The following is a 13,894-nucleotide window of genomic DNA, read 5'->3' on the forward strand; positions in this document are numbered from 1 at the left end:
GAACTCCGGCGGGTGAGGACGGGGCATCGAAGGACTCCTCTCTGGGCGACATCATCGCCTCAGGTCGGTGTCCGGAGAAGCGGGTCAAGCTCCCGGCGTTGTCCTGCTCGTCCCGGCCAGGCTTGCCCGCGTCTGGGTTGCTGGGCTTGCCCGCGTCTGGGTTGCTGGGCTTGCCCGCGTCTGGGTTGCTGGGCTTGCCCGCGTCTGGGTCGCTGGGCTTGCCCGCGTCTGGGTCGCTGGGCTTGCCCGCGTCTGGGTTGCTGGGCTTGTCCACCTCTACGCCCGGCTTGTTCGTTCCGGCGCCCGGGGCGTCGTCACCGTCACCGGGCACGTCAGTGCCGGACGCTTCCTTGCCCTTGCCCGGTCGCTCCCCGGCCTTGCCCGGCCGCTCCTCTGCCCCGCCCGGCATGGCATGGCCCCTGCCGCGCTCGGTGCGTCCCCTCTCGTGCGCCTGCACGAGTCCAGGGACGGTGAGCTCACAGGGATTGGGCTCGCGCCCCGGCTTGTCCTCCCGGGTCGTCTCCTGCCCAGGTTCCTCTGCCTTGGGCACCACGACCTCCACCGGCGGCTGGAAGACGGGGGCGGGTGCGGTGACGACGACAGGGGTGATCACGGCCGGGGGTGCGGGGACGCGGTCGACAGGCTTGTCCACGGCGGTGACGGGCGGAAGGTCGCGACCGCCCTCCGACCCACCGTGGGCGCCTTCGCGGCCCCCGCGCCCGAAGCCCGGGCCGGAGCCGTCGACCTGCGGAGACGGCGCGGAGGGACGGGACTTGCCGCCCACGCCACCGCCCGTGGCGCCGGTCTGCGCCGAGTCCTGGCCTGCAGGAACGCCGAGGCCGCGGGTGGCGGCATCGAAGACGGACTGGGCGGCGCTTCCCGCCTTACTGGCGTAGTCACGCGCGGACTGGGCGACGCCTGCAACTCCCGGAAGACCGGAACTGGAGTCTGCGGCCCTGCGTGCGGGAGCCTTCGCAGCCGCGGTGACGGCTGGGACGGCGCCGTTGCTGGCGACTCCCGGCGCGGGGGCGGTGGCCAGGTCGACGACCGTGGCCGGCTGCGCCGGCGGACTCGTCACCGGAGTCGGGCGCGTGAGCGCCGAGCCGCTCACGGACGCCGTGTCACCGCTGGAGAGGGCCGCACCGCCGGCAGCGAGGGCGAGGCCGAGGGTGACACCGGCGACGACCAGGCCGCCGCTGTGCATCGATCGACTGGGCTGATTGTCCGCTGCATTGACGTCCTGCGCCGAGAGTGCGGGCGAGGAGTGCTGCGGCATGGGGTTGTGCTGCACGAGGCTCCCACCGCTGAACTGGTCTCCGGCCAAGCGCCGGCCGAACGTTAACGCTAGCAACGGGTTAGTACAGTTCCGCGACCGCCGAACGAGTGAGGCGCGGTCACACTGCGCGACCGCACTATCTACTCTGACATGGTGTCCACCAAGAGCGTCCTCATCGACGCGGAAGACTTCGCTCGGCGGCGAGGCGTGGCTGCCTTGCAGCACGCGGACTCCCTGGACGTGGAGGAAGTTCCCCGCCGCCCGAACGCCGCGGTGATTGGTGGTTTCGTGCTCGCGTTCCTCATCGCCGCAGGCAGCGCCGGCAGCGCCTACGTCAGCGGCCGCGCCCCCTCTGGCTGGCAAGACGACGCCACCTTGGTGATCGACAAGGAGACCGGTGCGCGCTTCGTCGCCGACGACGGTGTCCTGCGCCCTGCTCCGACGCTGAGCGCGGCACTGCTGGCGGGAGCGAGAAACAAGCCGACCCCCGTCCCGCACGCGCAGGTGATGACAGCGCCGTTGGGGCCAGCCCTGCCAGGTGCCGACCTGCCCGAGCGACCTCCGGTCCTGCCCAGCACACCCACGGGCTTGGTGGCGTGCGCGCCTTCGGACTCTGAGATCTCGGTATTCAACGGAGCTCCTGAAGCCGCCGTCTCCGCCGGCGAAGGTCTCCTGGTGCGTGCGTCCGGCGATGACCGAATCGTGCTCGTCAGCGGCCGCATGGCCCACGACGTCGACTCCAGTGCGCTGGCCCGACTGGGGTACTCCGAAAGCCAGGTGACAATGGTGCCCGCCCCCTGGCTGGAGTTGGTACCGAAGGGGCCAGCCCTGCAGCCGCTGGCCCTTCCCGTGCGGGGTGGCGCGACGCAGGGCGTGGCCGGTGTCGGTGCAGACGGTGACGTGGTCAAGGCGTCGGAGTCGGGACGGCACTACCTCATCGCCGAGGGACGGGTGCATCCCTTCGCCAACCGAACCAGCGAGCTGCTGGCACCGCAGCCGGTGCGCACGGTGACCGACTCAGTGCTGTCGTCGGCGCCGGTGGGCGCGGCCGTCGGCATCGCGGAGGCCCCGTCCATCCCGCCGGTACTGCCTGCCCCGGAAGACGTGGTGGTGCCTTGCGTGCGCAGCTACGACGGTTTGGTCGCGATGCTGACCAAGGCCGCGCATCCTGAGCTGCGTGCATCGCTGCCACAGCGATTGGGCTCAGGTGAGGCCGCGGTGACCACCACCTGGCACGCCCGCCCCGGTGAGGGCGCCTTGCTGGGGCCGATGACGATGGATGACCCGGTGGAGCTGTCGGTGGGTGAGGAGTCGGGAACGGGCGGGATGCGGCTGATCGCTGAGGGTCGTGCTCATGTCTTCGCCGACGAGCAGGCGGTGCAGCGCATGGGCTACCGGCGTCTGGACACCGTCAAGCTGCCCCAGGCATGGCTGGATCTCTTCCCCCAGGGCGGCACGCTGCGTACTGGTGAGTGACTCTGCCGGTCCAGCCCCCACCAGCGACACGCGTCTTCGCGGCGCCCGTCTGCGCTGCGCCCGTCTGCGCTGCGCCCGTCTGCGCTGCGCCAGCCTCCGCACACGAACGTCCAGTTCTCAACTGATTACTGTCCGGAAGCTTGGCCGTCTCGGCGCTCACGGGCGGTGAGATTGTCCCTCGGCCGGAGTAGACGCGGCTCTTGATCTCGCAAGTGTGTGTCACGGTGGCTGACAGTCAGGGCAGGCCGTGCGTCATCCGGCACCTGGTTCCCGCAGCCACCATGAGGAAGGGACTGTCATGTCCGGACTTTTCAGCACCTCCACCGACACCATGCGCGCCACTGGGGACAAGGTCCTCGCCAACGCCGAGAGCATCCGCACCGAACTGCAGGGCCTGCTGTCGAAGCTGCAGAGCCTGGAGGGGCAGTGGATGGGTGACGGCCGCGTCGCCTTCAAGAACGCCGAGGCCCGCTACACCAACGCCAACAATCGCCTCAACGCGGCTCTGATGGAGATCAGCAACCTGATCAAGCAGAACGAGGCCCGCTACACCAGCGACGACGCCCAGGCGCACAGCAACCTGACCGCCGGCAGCTCCGGCTTCGACGCCCCCGGCTTCTGATCCCCTCCCCAGACTCACAGGAGACACCACCATGGCTGACCAGATCCGCGTGACCTTCGGGGCCCTCTCCGACGCCGTCGGCGACCTCACCGCCGGAGTCGCCGCCGCCGGCAACCGCCTCTCCGACCTCAAGGCCGACATCGCACCCATGGTCGCCAGCTGGGAGGGTGCGGCCCAGACCGCCTACTACGCCCAGCAGACCAAGTGGGACAACGCCTGGAACGACCTCACCACCGCCCTGGATGAGTTCAAGCGCGCCACCTCCACCGCCAGCGACGACTACGCCGCCGGTGAGCGCGCGAACACCGCCGTCTGGGGCTGACCCCAGCGTCAGCGAACGCGGTCGCGGCGGCGGTCGCAGGCAATGCGCTGCCACCCTGACGTGGCAGCGCACCCCGGGGCCGAGCCGTTGACACGGCGTGGGGCGAGGGCCTCGCTCGGCGTGGCGGCCGCCCTCCCCTACCCAAGAGTTGACAGCGCTTACACCAGCGAGGAGCAGTGACAGGCATGCCCGGCGAGGACTACGACGTGGTCATCTCCGACCTGATCACCGGCTCGGGTGCGCTCGATGTCGACGCCGACGAGCTGGTCACCGCCGGCTCCAACGCCGCCGCTGCCGCCAACGACGCAGCGGTGGCCTGCCATGGCGGGCCGCTGGCTAGCGCTCTGGCCCGCCTCAACGCGGCGTTGCAGGCGAAGACCAACCTGATGGCGGAGGCCACCCGCGCAGCGGCGGGCAACTTGGCCACCTGCGCGTGGAACTACGAGGGAGCCGACTCAAGCGCTGCTGGCCGGCTCGGCGGACCATGAGCCGCTCGAGGCACTTGCCGCGGCTGAAAGCAGCGGGCTCGGCCACCTCGGTTGCCGCTTCCGCCGCGGCTGTCGCTAGGCGGACCCGGTGTTGGTGAGTGGTGCGGGGGGTGCCTCGCTGCTCTCGGGTGATCCTGGCGGTCTGACCGATGCCGCGGGCGCGTTGCAGCGGGCGGGACTGGCCCTGGGCGTGGTCGGCGACGCCATCATCGACCATTCCTTCAAGGTGACCGGCGACTGGTCCGGGCCGGCCTCCACCGCCGCGCACACCGCCATCACCAAGATCGGCAGCGGCACGAAGGTCGGCTGCGACGTCGCCGTGTCCGCAGCCGACGTGATCCGCACCTATGAGCGCGCCCTCACCGACGCCAAGACCGCCTACGACAACGCCCGGCTGCAGATCGACGCCCTGCGCCGGGACTTCCTCACCGACATCGACACCGCAGACCCCGAGGACGCCGCGACCTCCCGCGAGCTCTTCCGCCGCCACTCCGCAGGCCACCTCGACGCCATGAGCGACGCCATCCGCGGCCTCACCTCCGCCTCCACCGCCGCCGCCGCCCAGATCGACGCACTCATCGCCCAGCTCGACGGGATGAGCCCCACCGCCCAACCAGGCCACGGCAACAGCGGCCTCGACCACTTCCTCCATGGCGCCGGCTACCACGGTCAAGGCCTCGTTCTCGGAGCCGTCGACGCGGTCTCCGCTCCCTTCGTGCTCGGCGCAGGCCTCGTGGGCATCGGCGGCGATGCGGGCGAGAACTGGGCCAACCTTGGCCAAGCCGTTGAGGATGCCTGGAACGACCCCGTCGGTGCGGCGAAGGGCGCTGTGGGCTGGGACGACTTCGCCAAGGGCGACTACGGCTACGCCGTCGGCAATCTCATTCCCAGCATCCTCACCGGCGGAGGGGCCCTCGCCGCCCGTAGCGCGGCGAAGTCCGCCGCGGAGGAAGCGGCAGCGAAGGCCGCCAGGGAAGCGGCTGAGCGCGAGGCGCGGGAAGCGGCGGAGGCGGCAGCGAAGAAGGCCGCCGAAGACGCTGCGAAGAAGGCCGCCAAGGAAGAGGCCAAGAAGGCCGCTGCAGCGAAGAAGGCGGCCGCCAAAGCTCATGCCGCTGCCGTGACGGCCCCTTCGGCCGACGGCCACATCAGCATCCTGAACGGCCAGGTCAGCGTGAAGGGACCTGACGGGCACTCTCTACCTTTGCCGAAGCCCGGCAGTGCACTCGGTCCGACCGACAACGAGCTGGGTACCAGGTATGCGCTTCCTGCAGGCACCCCGGGGATAGATGCACGAGCGGTCGAGGTGCGGGTCATGGCAGAGTCGTCCCTCTACCCTCGAGGATATGTCGTGTACATGAATGCACAAGGCCAGACGATCAATCCCGTGACGGGGAGGACCACCGTGGGCAAGAGCGACCCCTACGCACACATTGAGCTGCCATGAACCTCGACGACCTGCTGTGGATGGACTTGACGGAATCAGAAGAAGGGCCGGACAACGTCTTCGCTGACCCGGACCTGCTGTTGGAATCGTCTCTTGTCAGCGTTCACGTCGACGCCTTGAGTAGCCAGGTCGCTCTCCTCATCGACCTCCGCACCTGCCCCTCGTTCGGCTCCGCAGACACCGCCGTGCTGCTGGCTCGCGGAGTCACGTCTACGGCATGGAAGGCGGCGCAGCGCTCGACCTCCTTCACGGCGTGGACGATCCTCGGCTTCGACGTCGACGAGGACGATGACGAGGTCACACTGCACCTGGCCTGCAACCCGGGCGCCTCACTGACGGTGGTCGCTACCGAAGCGTTCTTCGTCACTGGCGTGGTACCCGGCATCGGTGCCGGCCAGCCGGACTATGGGGATGCCGCGGCAGTCGTTCGTGCAGGAGTTGCTCACTGGCACTCCCCCATCTCCGTCGATGAGGTTCAGCGGCTGCAGCTTTGAACAATCCGCAGGCTCGCGGCATGACCTACTGCGGAAGCACCAGCAGGGCGTGGCTCATCGATCACCGCAGACCGGATGTTGTGCCCACGCACGAGGGGGCGGGCGCTGAGGCGTCGGTGCCCGTGCCGAGCGAGGTGGCAGTACTGACTCGACACTACGAAATGGAGTCATGGTGGTGGTGAGTGGTGCGGGGGGTGCCTCGCTACTCTCGGGTGATCCTGGCGGTCTGACCGATGCCGCGGGCGCGTTGCAGCGGGCGGGACTGTCCCTGGGCGTGGTCGGCGACGCCATCATCGACCATTCCTTCAAGGTGACCGGCGACTGGTCGGGGCCGGCCTCCACCGCCGCGCACACCGCCATCACCAAGATCGGCAACGGCACGAAGGTCGGCTGCGACGTCGCCGTGTCCGCCGCCGACGTGATCCGCACCTACGAACGCGCCCTCACCGACGCCAAGACCGCCTACGACAACGCCCGGCTGCAGATCGACGCCCTGCGCCGGGACTTCCTCACCGACATCGACACCGCAGACCCCGAGGACGCCGCGACCTCCCGCGAGCTCTTCCGCCGCCACTCCGCAGGCCACCTCGACGCCATGAGCGACGCCATCCGCGGCCTCACCTCCGCCTCCACCGCCGCCGCCGCCCAGATCGACGCACTCATCGCCCAACTCGACGGGATGAGCCCCACCGCCCAGCCAGGCCACGGCAACAGCGGCCTCGACCACTTCCTCAACGAGGCAGGCAATCAGCTGGACGGCTTCATCGACGGGGTCGTCGGTGGCGTGAAGGAGCCCATCGGCTTCGTCGGAGGCCTCATCGGCCTCAACGGCGACGTCTCCGACAACTGGGCCAACTTCGGCAACGGACTCGTGCACAACGTCACCCATCCCCTGGACTTCGCCAAGAACGTCATCGGCTACGACGACCTGGCCAACGGCGACTACGGCCACTGGCTCGGCAACCTCGTCCCCGGCGCCGTCGCCGCAATCGCCACCGGCGGCGGCGCACTCGCCATCCGCGGCACCACCGGCGCTGCCCGACGGCCTGGAGGGGCCTCCCCCGATGCAGGGACCCCCTCCAAGCCCAGTGCGCACCCGCAGCCCTTCGCGGCGCCGGTACCTGGCGGTGGACCGGTCGCCTACAACGCGGTGGTGCGTCCGGGACCGCTGGCCGATCCCGACGGCGGCTACGTGGGGCGCCAAGCCGGCAACTTCCGCAACGGCAGCTACGTCGGGGTCGTCACGGACAGCGAGATCTTGGTGCACCGCTTCTACGGCGGTGGGGCCCGCCCGGACGGGGGCTACTGGACGCCGGGGATGCCGCAGGGCCCGCTGCAGGGGCAACTGGGCAACGCCATCGTGCCGGACTGGGGCAATACGATGGATCACGTGGTGACACGGGTCATCCCGCCCGGGACGACGATCTACTCCGGGCCTGCCGCGCCGCAGCCGGTCACCTTCACCATCCCCTCTCCGGACGGGGACCCGCGCGCTAGACGGCAGGTCGACTCCGGCGGTGAGTTGATGGGCGGCGACACTCAGATCTTCATCCCCACCCTGCCCCCGGAGTGGAGCTTCCCATGAGCCACGGTGACCACCTCGTGCGGGCGCAGATGCAGGCGGCGATCGCGGCGGTGCAGGCGCTAGCGCCTGCACCGCACGGACCGCTGATCGCGATCACCCCGGCCGGAGTGTGGGGCAACCCCTGGGAAGGCCACCGCTTTGACGGCGCCGACATCGACGATCACGCACTCGTGATCAGACTTGGAGGCGGCCACCTCATCCTCCGGCTGCAGGCGCCACGTCTGCTCGCCCACGAGCACGACTACGTCATCCTCGAAGCCGAGCACCTGACGCAGGTGATCACTCCGTACGGCGGCGGCACCCAGCGCAGCCAGTCTTGGGACGATGCCCACCTGCGCTTGACGTGGAATCCGGACCGGGCCCTTCAGGACTGGGGCCCCCAGGGCCCCATTGAGGACACACCATGAGCGCACCGCAGCAGCCCAACGCCGCCGACGCCGCCTTGCTGGCCGGACGCCGGCGAGGCATGGTCGACGAGCAGTTGCTCAGCGTGCTGCGCGAGCAGCCTCTGCTGATTGCAGTGCAGATGGTCGAGGGGCAGCCGCGCTACGCGGTGCATCAGATCGCCGGGAAGGCGTCGGTGCCGGTGTGGACCACCCCGTCATACGCCCGCACCGCCGGCTGGGTCGGTGACCTCGCCGAGCAGTCCGGCGCGGCACTTGCCGCAGCGCTGCACGGCAGCGACCTCTTCGTCGCGGTCAATGTCGGTCAGGAGGCCGGCGTCCACCTGACACCGCCGGACGTCGCGCAGCTGGCAGGCTCCAGCATCGCTGCCGGCTCGACGGTCTACCTCGGTGAGCCCGCCACGACACCACCGGGGCTCACCGACGCGGTGACGCCGGCACTGCTCCCCCTACCCGTCAGCGAGGCGCGTCTGGCAGCCGTCGCCGTCGGGTCCGCACCTCCTCACCTCATGGTGATCCTGACCCCCTCCCGGCAGCTGCTGCCAGCCGAGCGAAGCTCAACGGCTGAGGCAGTCAGAGCAGCACTCGACCAGGCCGCGATCCGGACGGTCGTCGACGTGGCCTTCCTGGACCAGCTCGGCGCCCTGAGCGAGCCAGCCCAGGCCCTGCCCACCTTCCACCGCACGTAGAGGCCGAGCCAAGCCGCGAAGGCGATCCCAGCGGGCAGGGAAGCATCGACCCCGCATCGGAAGGACCCCGGCGCGTACGGGCCACGCCGAGAGAGCAGAAGCAGCCCGAAGAGCTCGGACGCCAGCGTGACTCCACGGCGTCTGGCGCCGCCTTACTCCCTGCCTGCCGCGGCACTCAGGCAGGGTCCGCTCAGGCATGGTCGAAGAGGTCGAGGATGCCTTGCCCTGGCATGGGGGCGTCGAGGGCGGCGCGAACGGCATCGGCGTCCCAGCCGGCCCGGACGGCGTCGCGGAGTGCGCGAGAGCGAGCGGCGATAGAGGCGCGGTCCCCGCCACGCCAGCGGTGCTGCCACCACTCCCCGCCACCTCGCGCCCGGTTGAGCATGCGCTGCAGGTTCGCCGCTTGGGTGGACGCCCAGATGTGATCGGTCTCATCGCCGGCGACTCGCACACACAGGGGAACGTCGCACACCGCATGCTCGGCGACTTCCACGCTGCCCAGGTCTAGCCTGCGCACCGCGGCCAGGACGTAACGGTTGGGCCGGACCACCCGGACGCGCCTGTCGCGCCGGAGGTAGAAGCGCCCGTAGCCGTCATCGGCGATCGCACCGACCCAAAGCCAGCAGTTCATGGGATCGGGGCCCTTGACCACCTTCGCCCAGAACCGGGCCAGCTCTGCAGCGTCACGCTCGTGGTCGACGCGCAGCATCAGCGGCTGCCTCGACGCGCCACCAGCCTTCCTGTCGCGTCCCACACCATGCTCCCGGCATCCCATCGACTGTCGCGGGCCGCGGGAGTGCGGCCAACGTGTGGAGCGTAGGCAGCGGCTCGGACACCGCGGCCGGGCAGCGCCCCGCGACGGGTTCGGCCACCGGGATCTCCACCACGGCAGTGTGTCGGCTCTGCCGCGATCCAGCCGTGATCTGCTGGGGAACCGTTAGGTCGTCGATGCTCGCGCGGCTCTCAGCCGCGAGCAGTCATGGGTGACCCGTCGCGGCACTGGTGACCGCCGGCACTGCCGACAAGGGCTGCTCCGGTCGCCGCGCCGGCCGGGACGGGTGGGCGAGCGGCCTACGGCGGCGGTGCCTGCACTGTGCTGTCCGGGCCGCACGGCAGGATGATCGCCATGGCCGCACGTGACCTTGATCGACCTGGTGAGCCGGTGGGTGGCTCCAACCTGCCGGCGGGCTATGGCGAGCTGCTGGAGCAGCTGAAGGAGCGGGTGCGGACCTCTCGGGTGCGGGCAGCACGAGCGGCCAACATCGAACTGCTGCGGCTGTACTGGTCGATCGGCCGGGACATCCTTGTCCGTCAGCAGCGCGACGGCTGGGGAGCGAAGATCGTCGACCGGCTGGCGGAGGATCTGCGGTCAGCCTTCCCCGACCAGCGCGGCTTCTCCCGCTCCAACCTGCACTACATGCGAGCCCTGGCAGCCGCCTGGCCCACGGAGGACGATTTCGTCCCACAGGCTGTGGGACGACTTCCGTGGGGGCACGTGCGCGCCCTCCTCGACCGCCTCGACGATCGCGCGACGCGGGAGTGGTACGCCACCCAAGCGCTGCACCAAGGCTGGTCCCGCGACGTGCTGGCCAACCAGATCATGTCCGGGCTACACACCCGCATCGGCGCAGCACCCTCCAACTTCGCCGCCCAGCTGCCCGCGCCCGACTCCGAGCTGGCGCAGCAGCTCACCCGAGATCCCTACGTCTTCGACCATCTGGCCATCACCGACCGTGCCTCTGAGAAGGCGATGGAGCAGGGGCTGATGGACCGCCTGCAGCAGACCCTGACGGCCTTCGGCAACGGCATGGCGTTCGTGGGCCAGCAGGTCCGCTTCCAGGTCGGGGACGAAGAAATGATCATCGACTTGCTGCTCTTCCATGTCACCCAGCTGCGCTACGTCGTGATTGAGCTGAAGATCGGTCGCTTCTCCCCCGCCTACGCCGGTCAGCTCGGCGCCTACGTCGCCCTCATCGACGACCGCGTCCGCGACCCGGCCATTCACGCCCCCACTGTCGGGATCCTGCTGTGCCGCCACCGCGATGAGCAGGTCGTGCGCTACGCCCTGGCCGGCGCCCCCTCCCCCATGGCGGTGGCCACCTATACCTACGACACACTGCCGCCCGAACAGCGGGCCATCCTGCCTGGCGTCGCCGAGCTCACCGCCGCCCTCACCGACGCCCTCGAGGGGACCCTCCCTGACGCAGCAGCACCCGCGGATACCCACCCGAACGGCGATCAGGGCGACTGACACCGGATCCAGGGCAGCCTGGTCAAGGCCTGCCCATCTGCTCGCAATTCAGTAGTACAGAGCGAACTGCCGCATGACCAGGTGACGTCTGATCATGCGGCAGTTCCGCTTGGCCTTGGCGCATCACCGCAAAGGCGCGCACCGCCTTGGCGGCCATCGGATCCGGATGGACGGCTACTGCGCGTTGAGCAGCTCGGCCGGGTTGTCCAGGGTCCACACCTCAGGGGAAGTCTCGGAGTTGGCGGCCACGATGAGGCGCCCCTCGTGGGCCTTTACGTCCGCGCCGTCGAGCATGCGGGTGGACGGCAGCGGAACCGGCTGCCAGGTGGTGGCGTCCTTGGACAGCCACACCACGGCCCCGTCCCGCCCGTCGGAGGAGCGGGTGCCGGCGGCGGCGAAACCGCCGTCGACAGCGCGGATGGGGCCGAAGTCGTCGCCGGGCTTGCCGAGTTCGTTGGCCGTGAAAGTGGTCCCGTCCTGGGTGCGCCAGGCGATGGATCGGTCGCCTCTGCCGCCTTGGAGGAGGGTGGTGTCTCCGACGGTCGTGCACGAGGACAGCCACCCGCCCTTGTCGCCCAACGCGGCGGCATCCAGCCGCTGCCACAGCCCGTCACTCAAGCGCCACGCGGCCGGCCGGATCTGCGCGGCGGACACCTCGTGCCCCACGGCCAGCGCCTGGCCCCGGGGCAGGGGGCAGACTCCCTCCAGCTGGTTCCAGCCGCCCTCGGGGGCGGCGAAGGGCCCCTGCGCCGCGGACCAGCGCACCCCATCAGCGGAGGTCCAGATGGCGGCGGTCTTGCGGTCACTGAGGCGGAAGGTCTCCCGCGAGGCACCGACTGCCACCCACGTGCCGTTGATCCACGCGACATCCTCGATCTCCTCGCTGCGCGGGGAGGCGAGTCCTTCGAGGGCTTGCCAGGGCGCGTCAGGGGCCGGACGGAACCAGCCGACCGAGTCGAGGTCCTGCTCCCCCTTTGCGTCGGTCACGATCCTCTCCCCCAGCGCGACCGTGGCGCCCTGGGGGCTGCTGGCGCTGACCTTGGTGACGTTGGCGCTCTCCGCGGGGTCCCAGGCCGCGTCGAGGAGTGAGCCTGTGGAGTCGAACGTGAACCGGGACAGCTGCGATGTCCGGGTCCAGCCGCCATTGCCCTCGGCGGTGGTGACCGTGGTGTATCCGACGAGATCCGGGCTGCCCTCCGGGTCCAGGAAGGTGGACCACTTCACCCCGGGAGCAGGCTCACCGACGACGAGCAGGTCACTCCAGGACCCGCTGCTGCTGCTCAGCTGCTGCAGGCGCCCGGCGTTGGAGTCGAACTGCGCCAGCAGGACGGTTCCGTCCTCGTTGACCGCGCCGATCCCGTTCGCGCCCGGAAGCACCCAGTCCGCGGTCTGACCGAGCAGGCGCCAAGCGCCGTTCGGGTCGCGCTGCAAGGCCCCGAGGCGCAGGTCGTCGCCGATCATCATGGGCGCGACGAGCCGATCACCGGTCACGGACGGTGCCGTCAGCCAGTAGCCGGCGGTCTCGCTTGGCGCGTACTGGTCCTGGTCGTGATTGAAGGTCGGCATCGTCTCTGCGGTCCAGGTCGCACCGTCGGGCGACGACCACGCCGCGGCCACTGCCCGGCTGGTGTCATCGAAGATGCCGCCGGTGACGACGAACTGGTTGGCCACGACAGCGATACCGGTCACGCCGGCCGGCCCCTGTGCTGGTCCGAGGGCGGCCGTCCAGGTTGCACCCGCATCCTCGGATCGGTAGACGACGGCTTCCTTCGTCTGCCCGGGAAGTGCCGCTTCTCCGACAGCCACCACGGTCTGGCCCTGTGCGGCCACTCCCGCGAAGCCGGACCACTGCCGTCCCTCGGGTGGCGCGGGCAGAGCGGTGAGCGTGCCACCCTCACCGGGCGTGACCAGTGCAGGCTGGTTGTTTCCCGTCGTGCCCACCAGGAGCAGCTGGCCGTCGACGCTGACGGCTGATCCGGGAGTGAAGGCCGCATCGACCGCCTTCTGCGGCAGCGCTAGGCGCGACCAGGATTTGCGGTCGGGCGATTCCGCGACGAAAGGCACAGCGAGACCGCCCGGCACGGTGGCGGTCCCGCCCACCCAGGTCTTCACCCCATCGGTGGCGGCGAAGAAGACGTCAGCGTCACCGTCGAGGCGGACGGGCAACTCCTTCCAGTTCCACGTCACCCCACCGTCGTTGGTCCAGACCCGCGCCTGGTCGACCTCGCCCGGCTCAGCGGCGATGCCGGCCACCATCTTCGGCAGCGCACCGGCCTGACCCAGCACGCCGGAGAAGGAGACCCGCTCCGCTGCCGTGGCGGCCGTGGCAGGCAGCTTCGCCTGCGTCCACTGCGCTCGAGCCGCCAGCGCCTCCTGAGCGGACTCCTCGCCGGCGTCTGCCCCGAGGCACCCGGTCAGGGTGAGGCCGGCCAGGCCCGCTGCGAGGACGGGCAGGCGCAGTCCCCGCGCCGCGAGCCGCGCCCGCGTCGCTGCTGTGGTGGGGGCGGGCTGGGGGATCGTCTCGAACACAGTCAGGGGCGTCACGCCCCGAAGCTTGTATGCCAACGCGCGTTGCCCCAGCCGTGATCGCGCTCCGTCACTCGGGTGGGCAGCTGGGATACCCCGGACAGCCCAGCCTCGCCGATCTGTGTGACCAGCCCATTCGTGTGACCAGCCCGAGGCGTGCATGGCAGGGGCGTGAGCATGTGCCTGCAGGGCTGCGACAGGAACGAGCCCCCCGGCTGAAAAGGGTCTGCTGCATGATCCGGTGTCAGATCAGGTCACGCGGCCTGATTGGCCGGTGCGGTCATGATGGTCTCGTACTCGATAGGGGTCAATCGGCC

At 70.1% G+C, this 13,894-nt stretch carries 13 protein-coding genes; 10 read left to right on the top strand and 3 right to left on the bottom strand.

From position 1 onward, the window contains the following. Nucleotides 1-1,276, bottom strand: a 1,276-nt coding sequence (locus CLV92_RS21720; RefSeq protein WP_211291327.1) for a hypothetical protein, incomplete at its 3' end; no start/stop codon positions are given. A 153-nt stretch (nt 1,277-1,429) separates the two neighbouring features. On the opposite strand from CLV92_RS21720, the gene CLV92_RS20435 reads away from it, so the two are divergent. The 9 genes from CLV92_RS20435 to CLV92_RS20475 all read left to right on the top strand — a co-directional run bounded on the left by CLV92_RS20435 (nt 1,430) and on the right by CLV92_RS20475 (nt 8,800). Continuing rightward, nucleotides 1,430-2,752: a type VII secretion protein EccB gene (locus tag CLV92_RS20435; RefSeq protein ID WP_158257363.1), complete on the top strand. Its 1,323-nt coding sequence runs from the start codon at nt 1,430-1,432 to the stop codon at nt 2,750-2,752. Nucleotides 2,753-3,050: 298 nt separating this feature from the next. Continuing rightward, nucleotides 3,051-3,374 (top strand): WXG100 family type VII secretion target, encoded by a 324-nt coding sequence (locus tag CLV92_RS20440; RefSeq protein WP_104435895.1) that lies wholly within the window; start codon nt 3,051-3,053, stop codon nt 3,372-3,374. A 31-nt stretch (nt 3,375-3,405) separates the two neighbouring features. Then, nucleotides 3,406-3,696, top strand: a complete 291-nt coding sequence (locus CLV92_RS20445; protein ID WP_104435896.1) for a WXG100 family type VII secretion target — start codon at nt 3,406-3,408, stop codon at nt 3,694-3,696. A gap of 185 nt (nt 3,697-3,881) precedes the next feature. Then, nucleotides 3,882-4,184 carry a hypothetical protein gene (locus tag CLV92_RS20450; RefSeq protein ID WP_104435898.1) on the top strand — a complete coding sequence of 101 codons (303 nt, stop codon included), beginning with the start codon at nt 3,882-3,884 and terminating at the stop codon, nt 4,182-4,184. A gap of 88 nt (nt 4,185-4,272) precedes the next feature. After that, nucleotides 4,273-5,628 carry a WXG100 family type VII secretion target gene (locus CLV92_RS20455; protein ID WP_104435899.1) on the top strand — a complete coding sequence of 452 codons (1,356 nt, stop codon included), beginning with the start codon at nt 4,273-4,275 and terminating at the stop codon, nt 5,626-5,628. Continuing rightward, a complete protein-coding gene (locus CLV92_RS20460) occupies nt 5,625-6,122 on the top strand; it encodes a hypothetical protein (protein WP_104435901.1) in 498 nt (165 codons plus the stop codon). The genes CLV92_RS20455 and CLV92_RS20460 overlap by 4 nt, the downstream gene beginning before the upstream one ends. 274 nt (nt 6,123-6,396) lie before the next feature. Continuing rightward, nucleotides 6,397-7,707, top strand: a complete 1,311-nt coding sequence (locus tag CLV92_RS20465; RefSeq protein WP_104435902.1) for a hypothetical protein — start codon at nt 6,397-6,399, stop codon at nt 7,705-7,707. Then, entirely contained in the window at nt 7,704-8,114 is a 411-nt protein-coding gene (locus tag CLV92_RS20470) for a hypothetical protein (RefSeq protein ID WP_104435904.1), read from the top strand. The genes CLV92_RS20465 and CLV92_RS20470 overlap by 4 nt, the downstream gene beginning before the upstream one ends. Beyond that, nucleotides 8,111-8,800 carry an enhanced serine sensitivity protein SseB C-terminal domain-containing protein gene (locus CLV92_RS20475; protein WP_104435905.1) on the top strand — a complete coding sequence of 230 codons (690 nt, stop codon included), beginning with the start codon at nt 8,111-8,113 and terminating at the stop codon, nt 8,798-8,800. The genes CLV92_RS20470 and CLV92_RS20475 overlap by 4 nt, the downstream gene beginning before the upstream one ends. A gap of 190 nt (nt 8,801-8,990) precedes the next feature. On the opposite strand, the gene CLV92_RS20480 is transcribed toward CLV92_RS20475, so the two are convergent. Continuing rightward, the gene (locus CLV92_RS20480) at nt 8,991-9,509 is read right to left on the bottom strand and encodes a hypothetical protein (protein WP_104435908.1); all 519 of its coding nucleotides are present in this window, start codon (nt 9,507-9,509) and stop codon (nt 8,991-8,993) included. Between the two features lie 417 nt (nt 9,510-9,926). Here CLV92_RS20480 and CLV92_RS20485 point away from each other — a divergent pair, with 417 nt between their 5' ends. Beyond that, nucleotides 9,927-11,051, top strand: a complete 1,125-nt coding sequence (locus tag CLV92_RS20485; protein ID WP_104435910.1) for a PDDEXK nuclease domain-containing protein — start codon at nt 9,927-9,929, stop codon at nt 11,049-11,051. Between the two features lie 174 nt (nt 11,052-11,225). Here the strand turns inward: CLV92_RS20485 and CLV92_RS20490 are convergent, their stop codons facing one another. Further along, a complete protein-coding gene (locus tag CLV92_RS20490) occupies nt 11,226-13,337 on the bottom strand; it encodes a hypothetical protein (RefSeq protein WP_146099708.1) in 2,112 nt (703 codons plus the stop codon). Between the last annotated feature and the right edge of the window lie 557 nt (nt 13,338-13,894).

This window comes from Kineococcus xinjiangensis (genome assembly GCF_002934625.1).
GTDB classification, from domain to species: Bacteria; Actinomycetota; Actinomycetes; order Actinomycetales; family Kineococcaceae; genus Kineococcus_A; species Kineococcus_A xinjiangensis.

Excerpts from the sequence above, each read along its gene's own strand:
- CLV92_RS20440 (WP_104435895.1), top strand. The coding sequence starts at position 3,051 with ATGTCCGGACTTTTCAGCACCTCCACCGACACCATGCGCGCCACTGGG.
- CLV92_RS20445 (WP_104435896.1), top strand. The coding sequence starts at position 3,406 with ATGGCTGACCAGATCCGCGTGACCTTCGGGGCCCTCTCCGACGCCGTC.
- CLV92_RS20450 (WP_104435898.1), top strand. The coding sequence starts at position 3,882 with ATGCCCGGCGAGGACTACGACGTGGTCATCTCCGACCTGATCACCGGC.
- CLV92_RS20460 (WP_104435901.1), top strand. The coding sequence starts at position 5,625 with ATGAACCTCGACGACCTGCTGTGGATGGACTTGACGGAATCAGAAGAA.
- CLV92_RS20470 (WP_104435904.1), top strand. The coding sequence starts at position 7,704 with ATGAGCCACGGTGACCACCTCGTGCGGGCGCAGATGCAGGCGGCGATC.
- CLV92_RS20475 (WP_104435905.1), top strand. The coding sequence starts at position 8,111 with ATGAGCGCACCGCAGCAGCCCAACGCCGCCGACGCCGCCTTGCTGGCC.
- CLV92_RS20480 (WP_104435908.1), bottom strand. The coding sequence starts at position 9,509 with ATGCTGCGCGTCGACCACGAGCGTGACGCTGCAGAGCTGGCCCGGTTC.
- CLV92_RS20485 (WP_104435910.1), top strand. The coding sequence starts at position 9,927 with ATGGCCGCACGTGACCTTGATCGACCTGGTGAGCCGGTGGGTGGCTCC.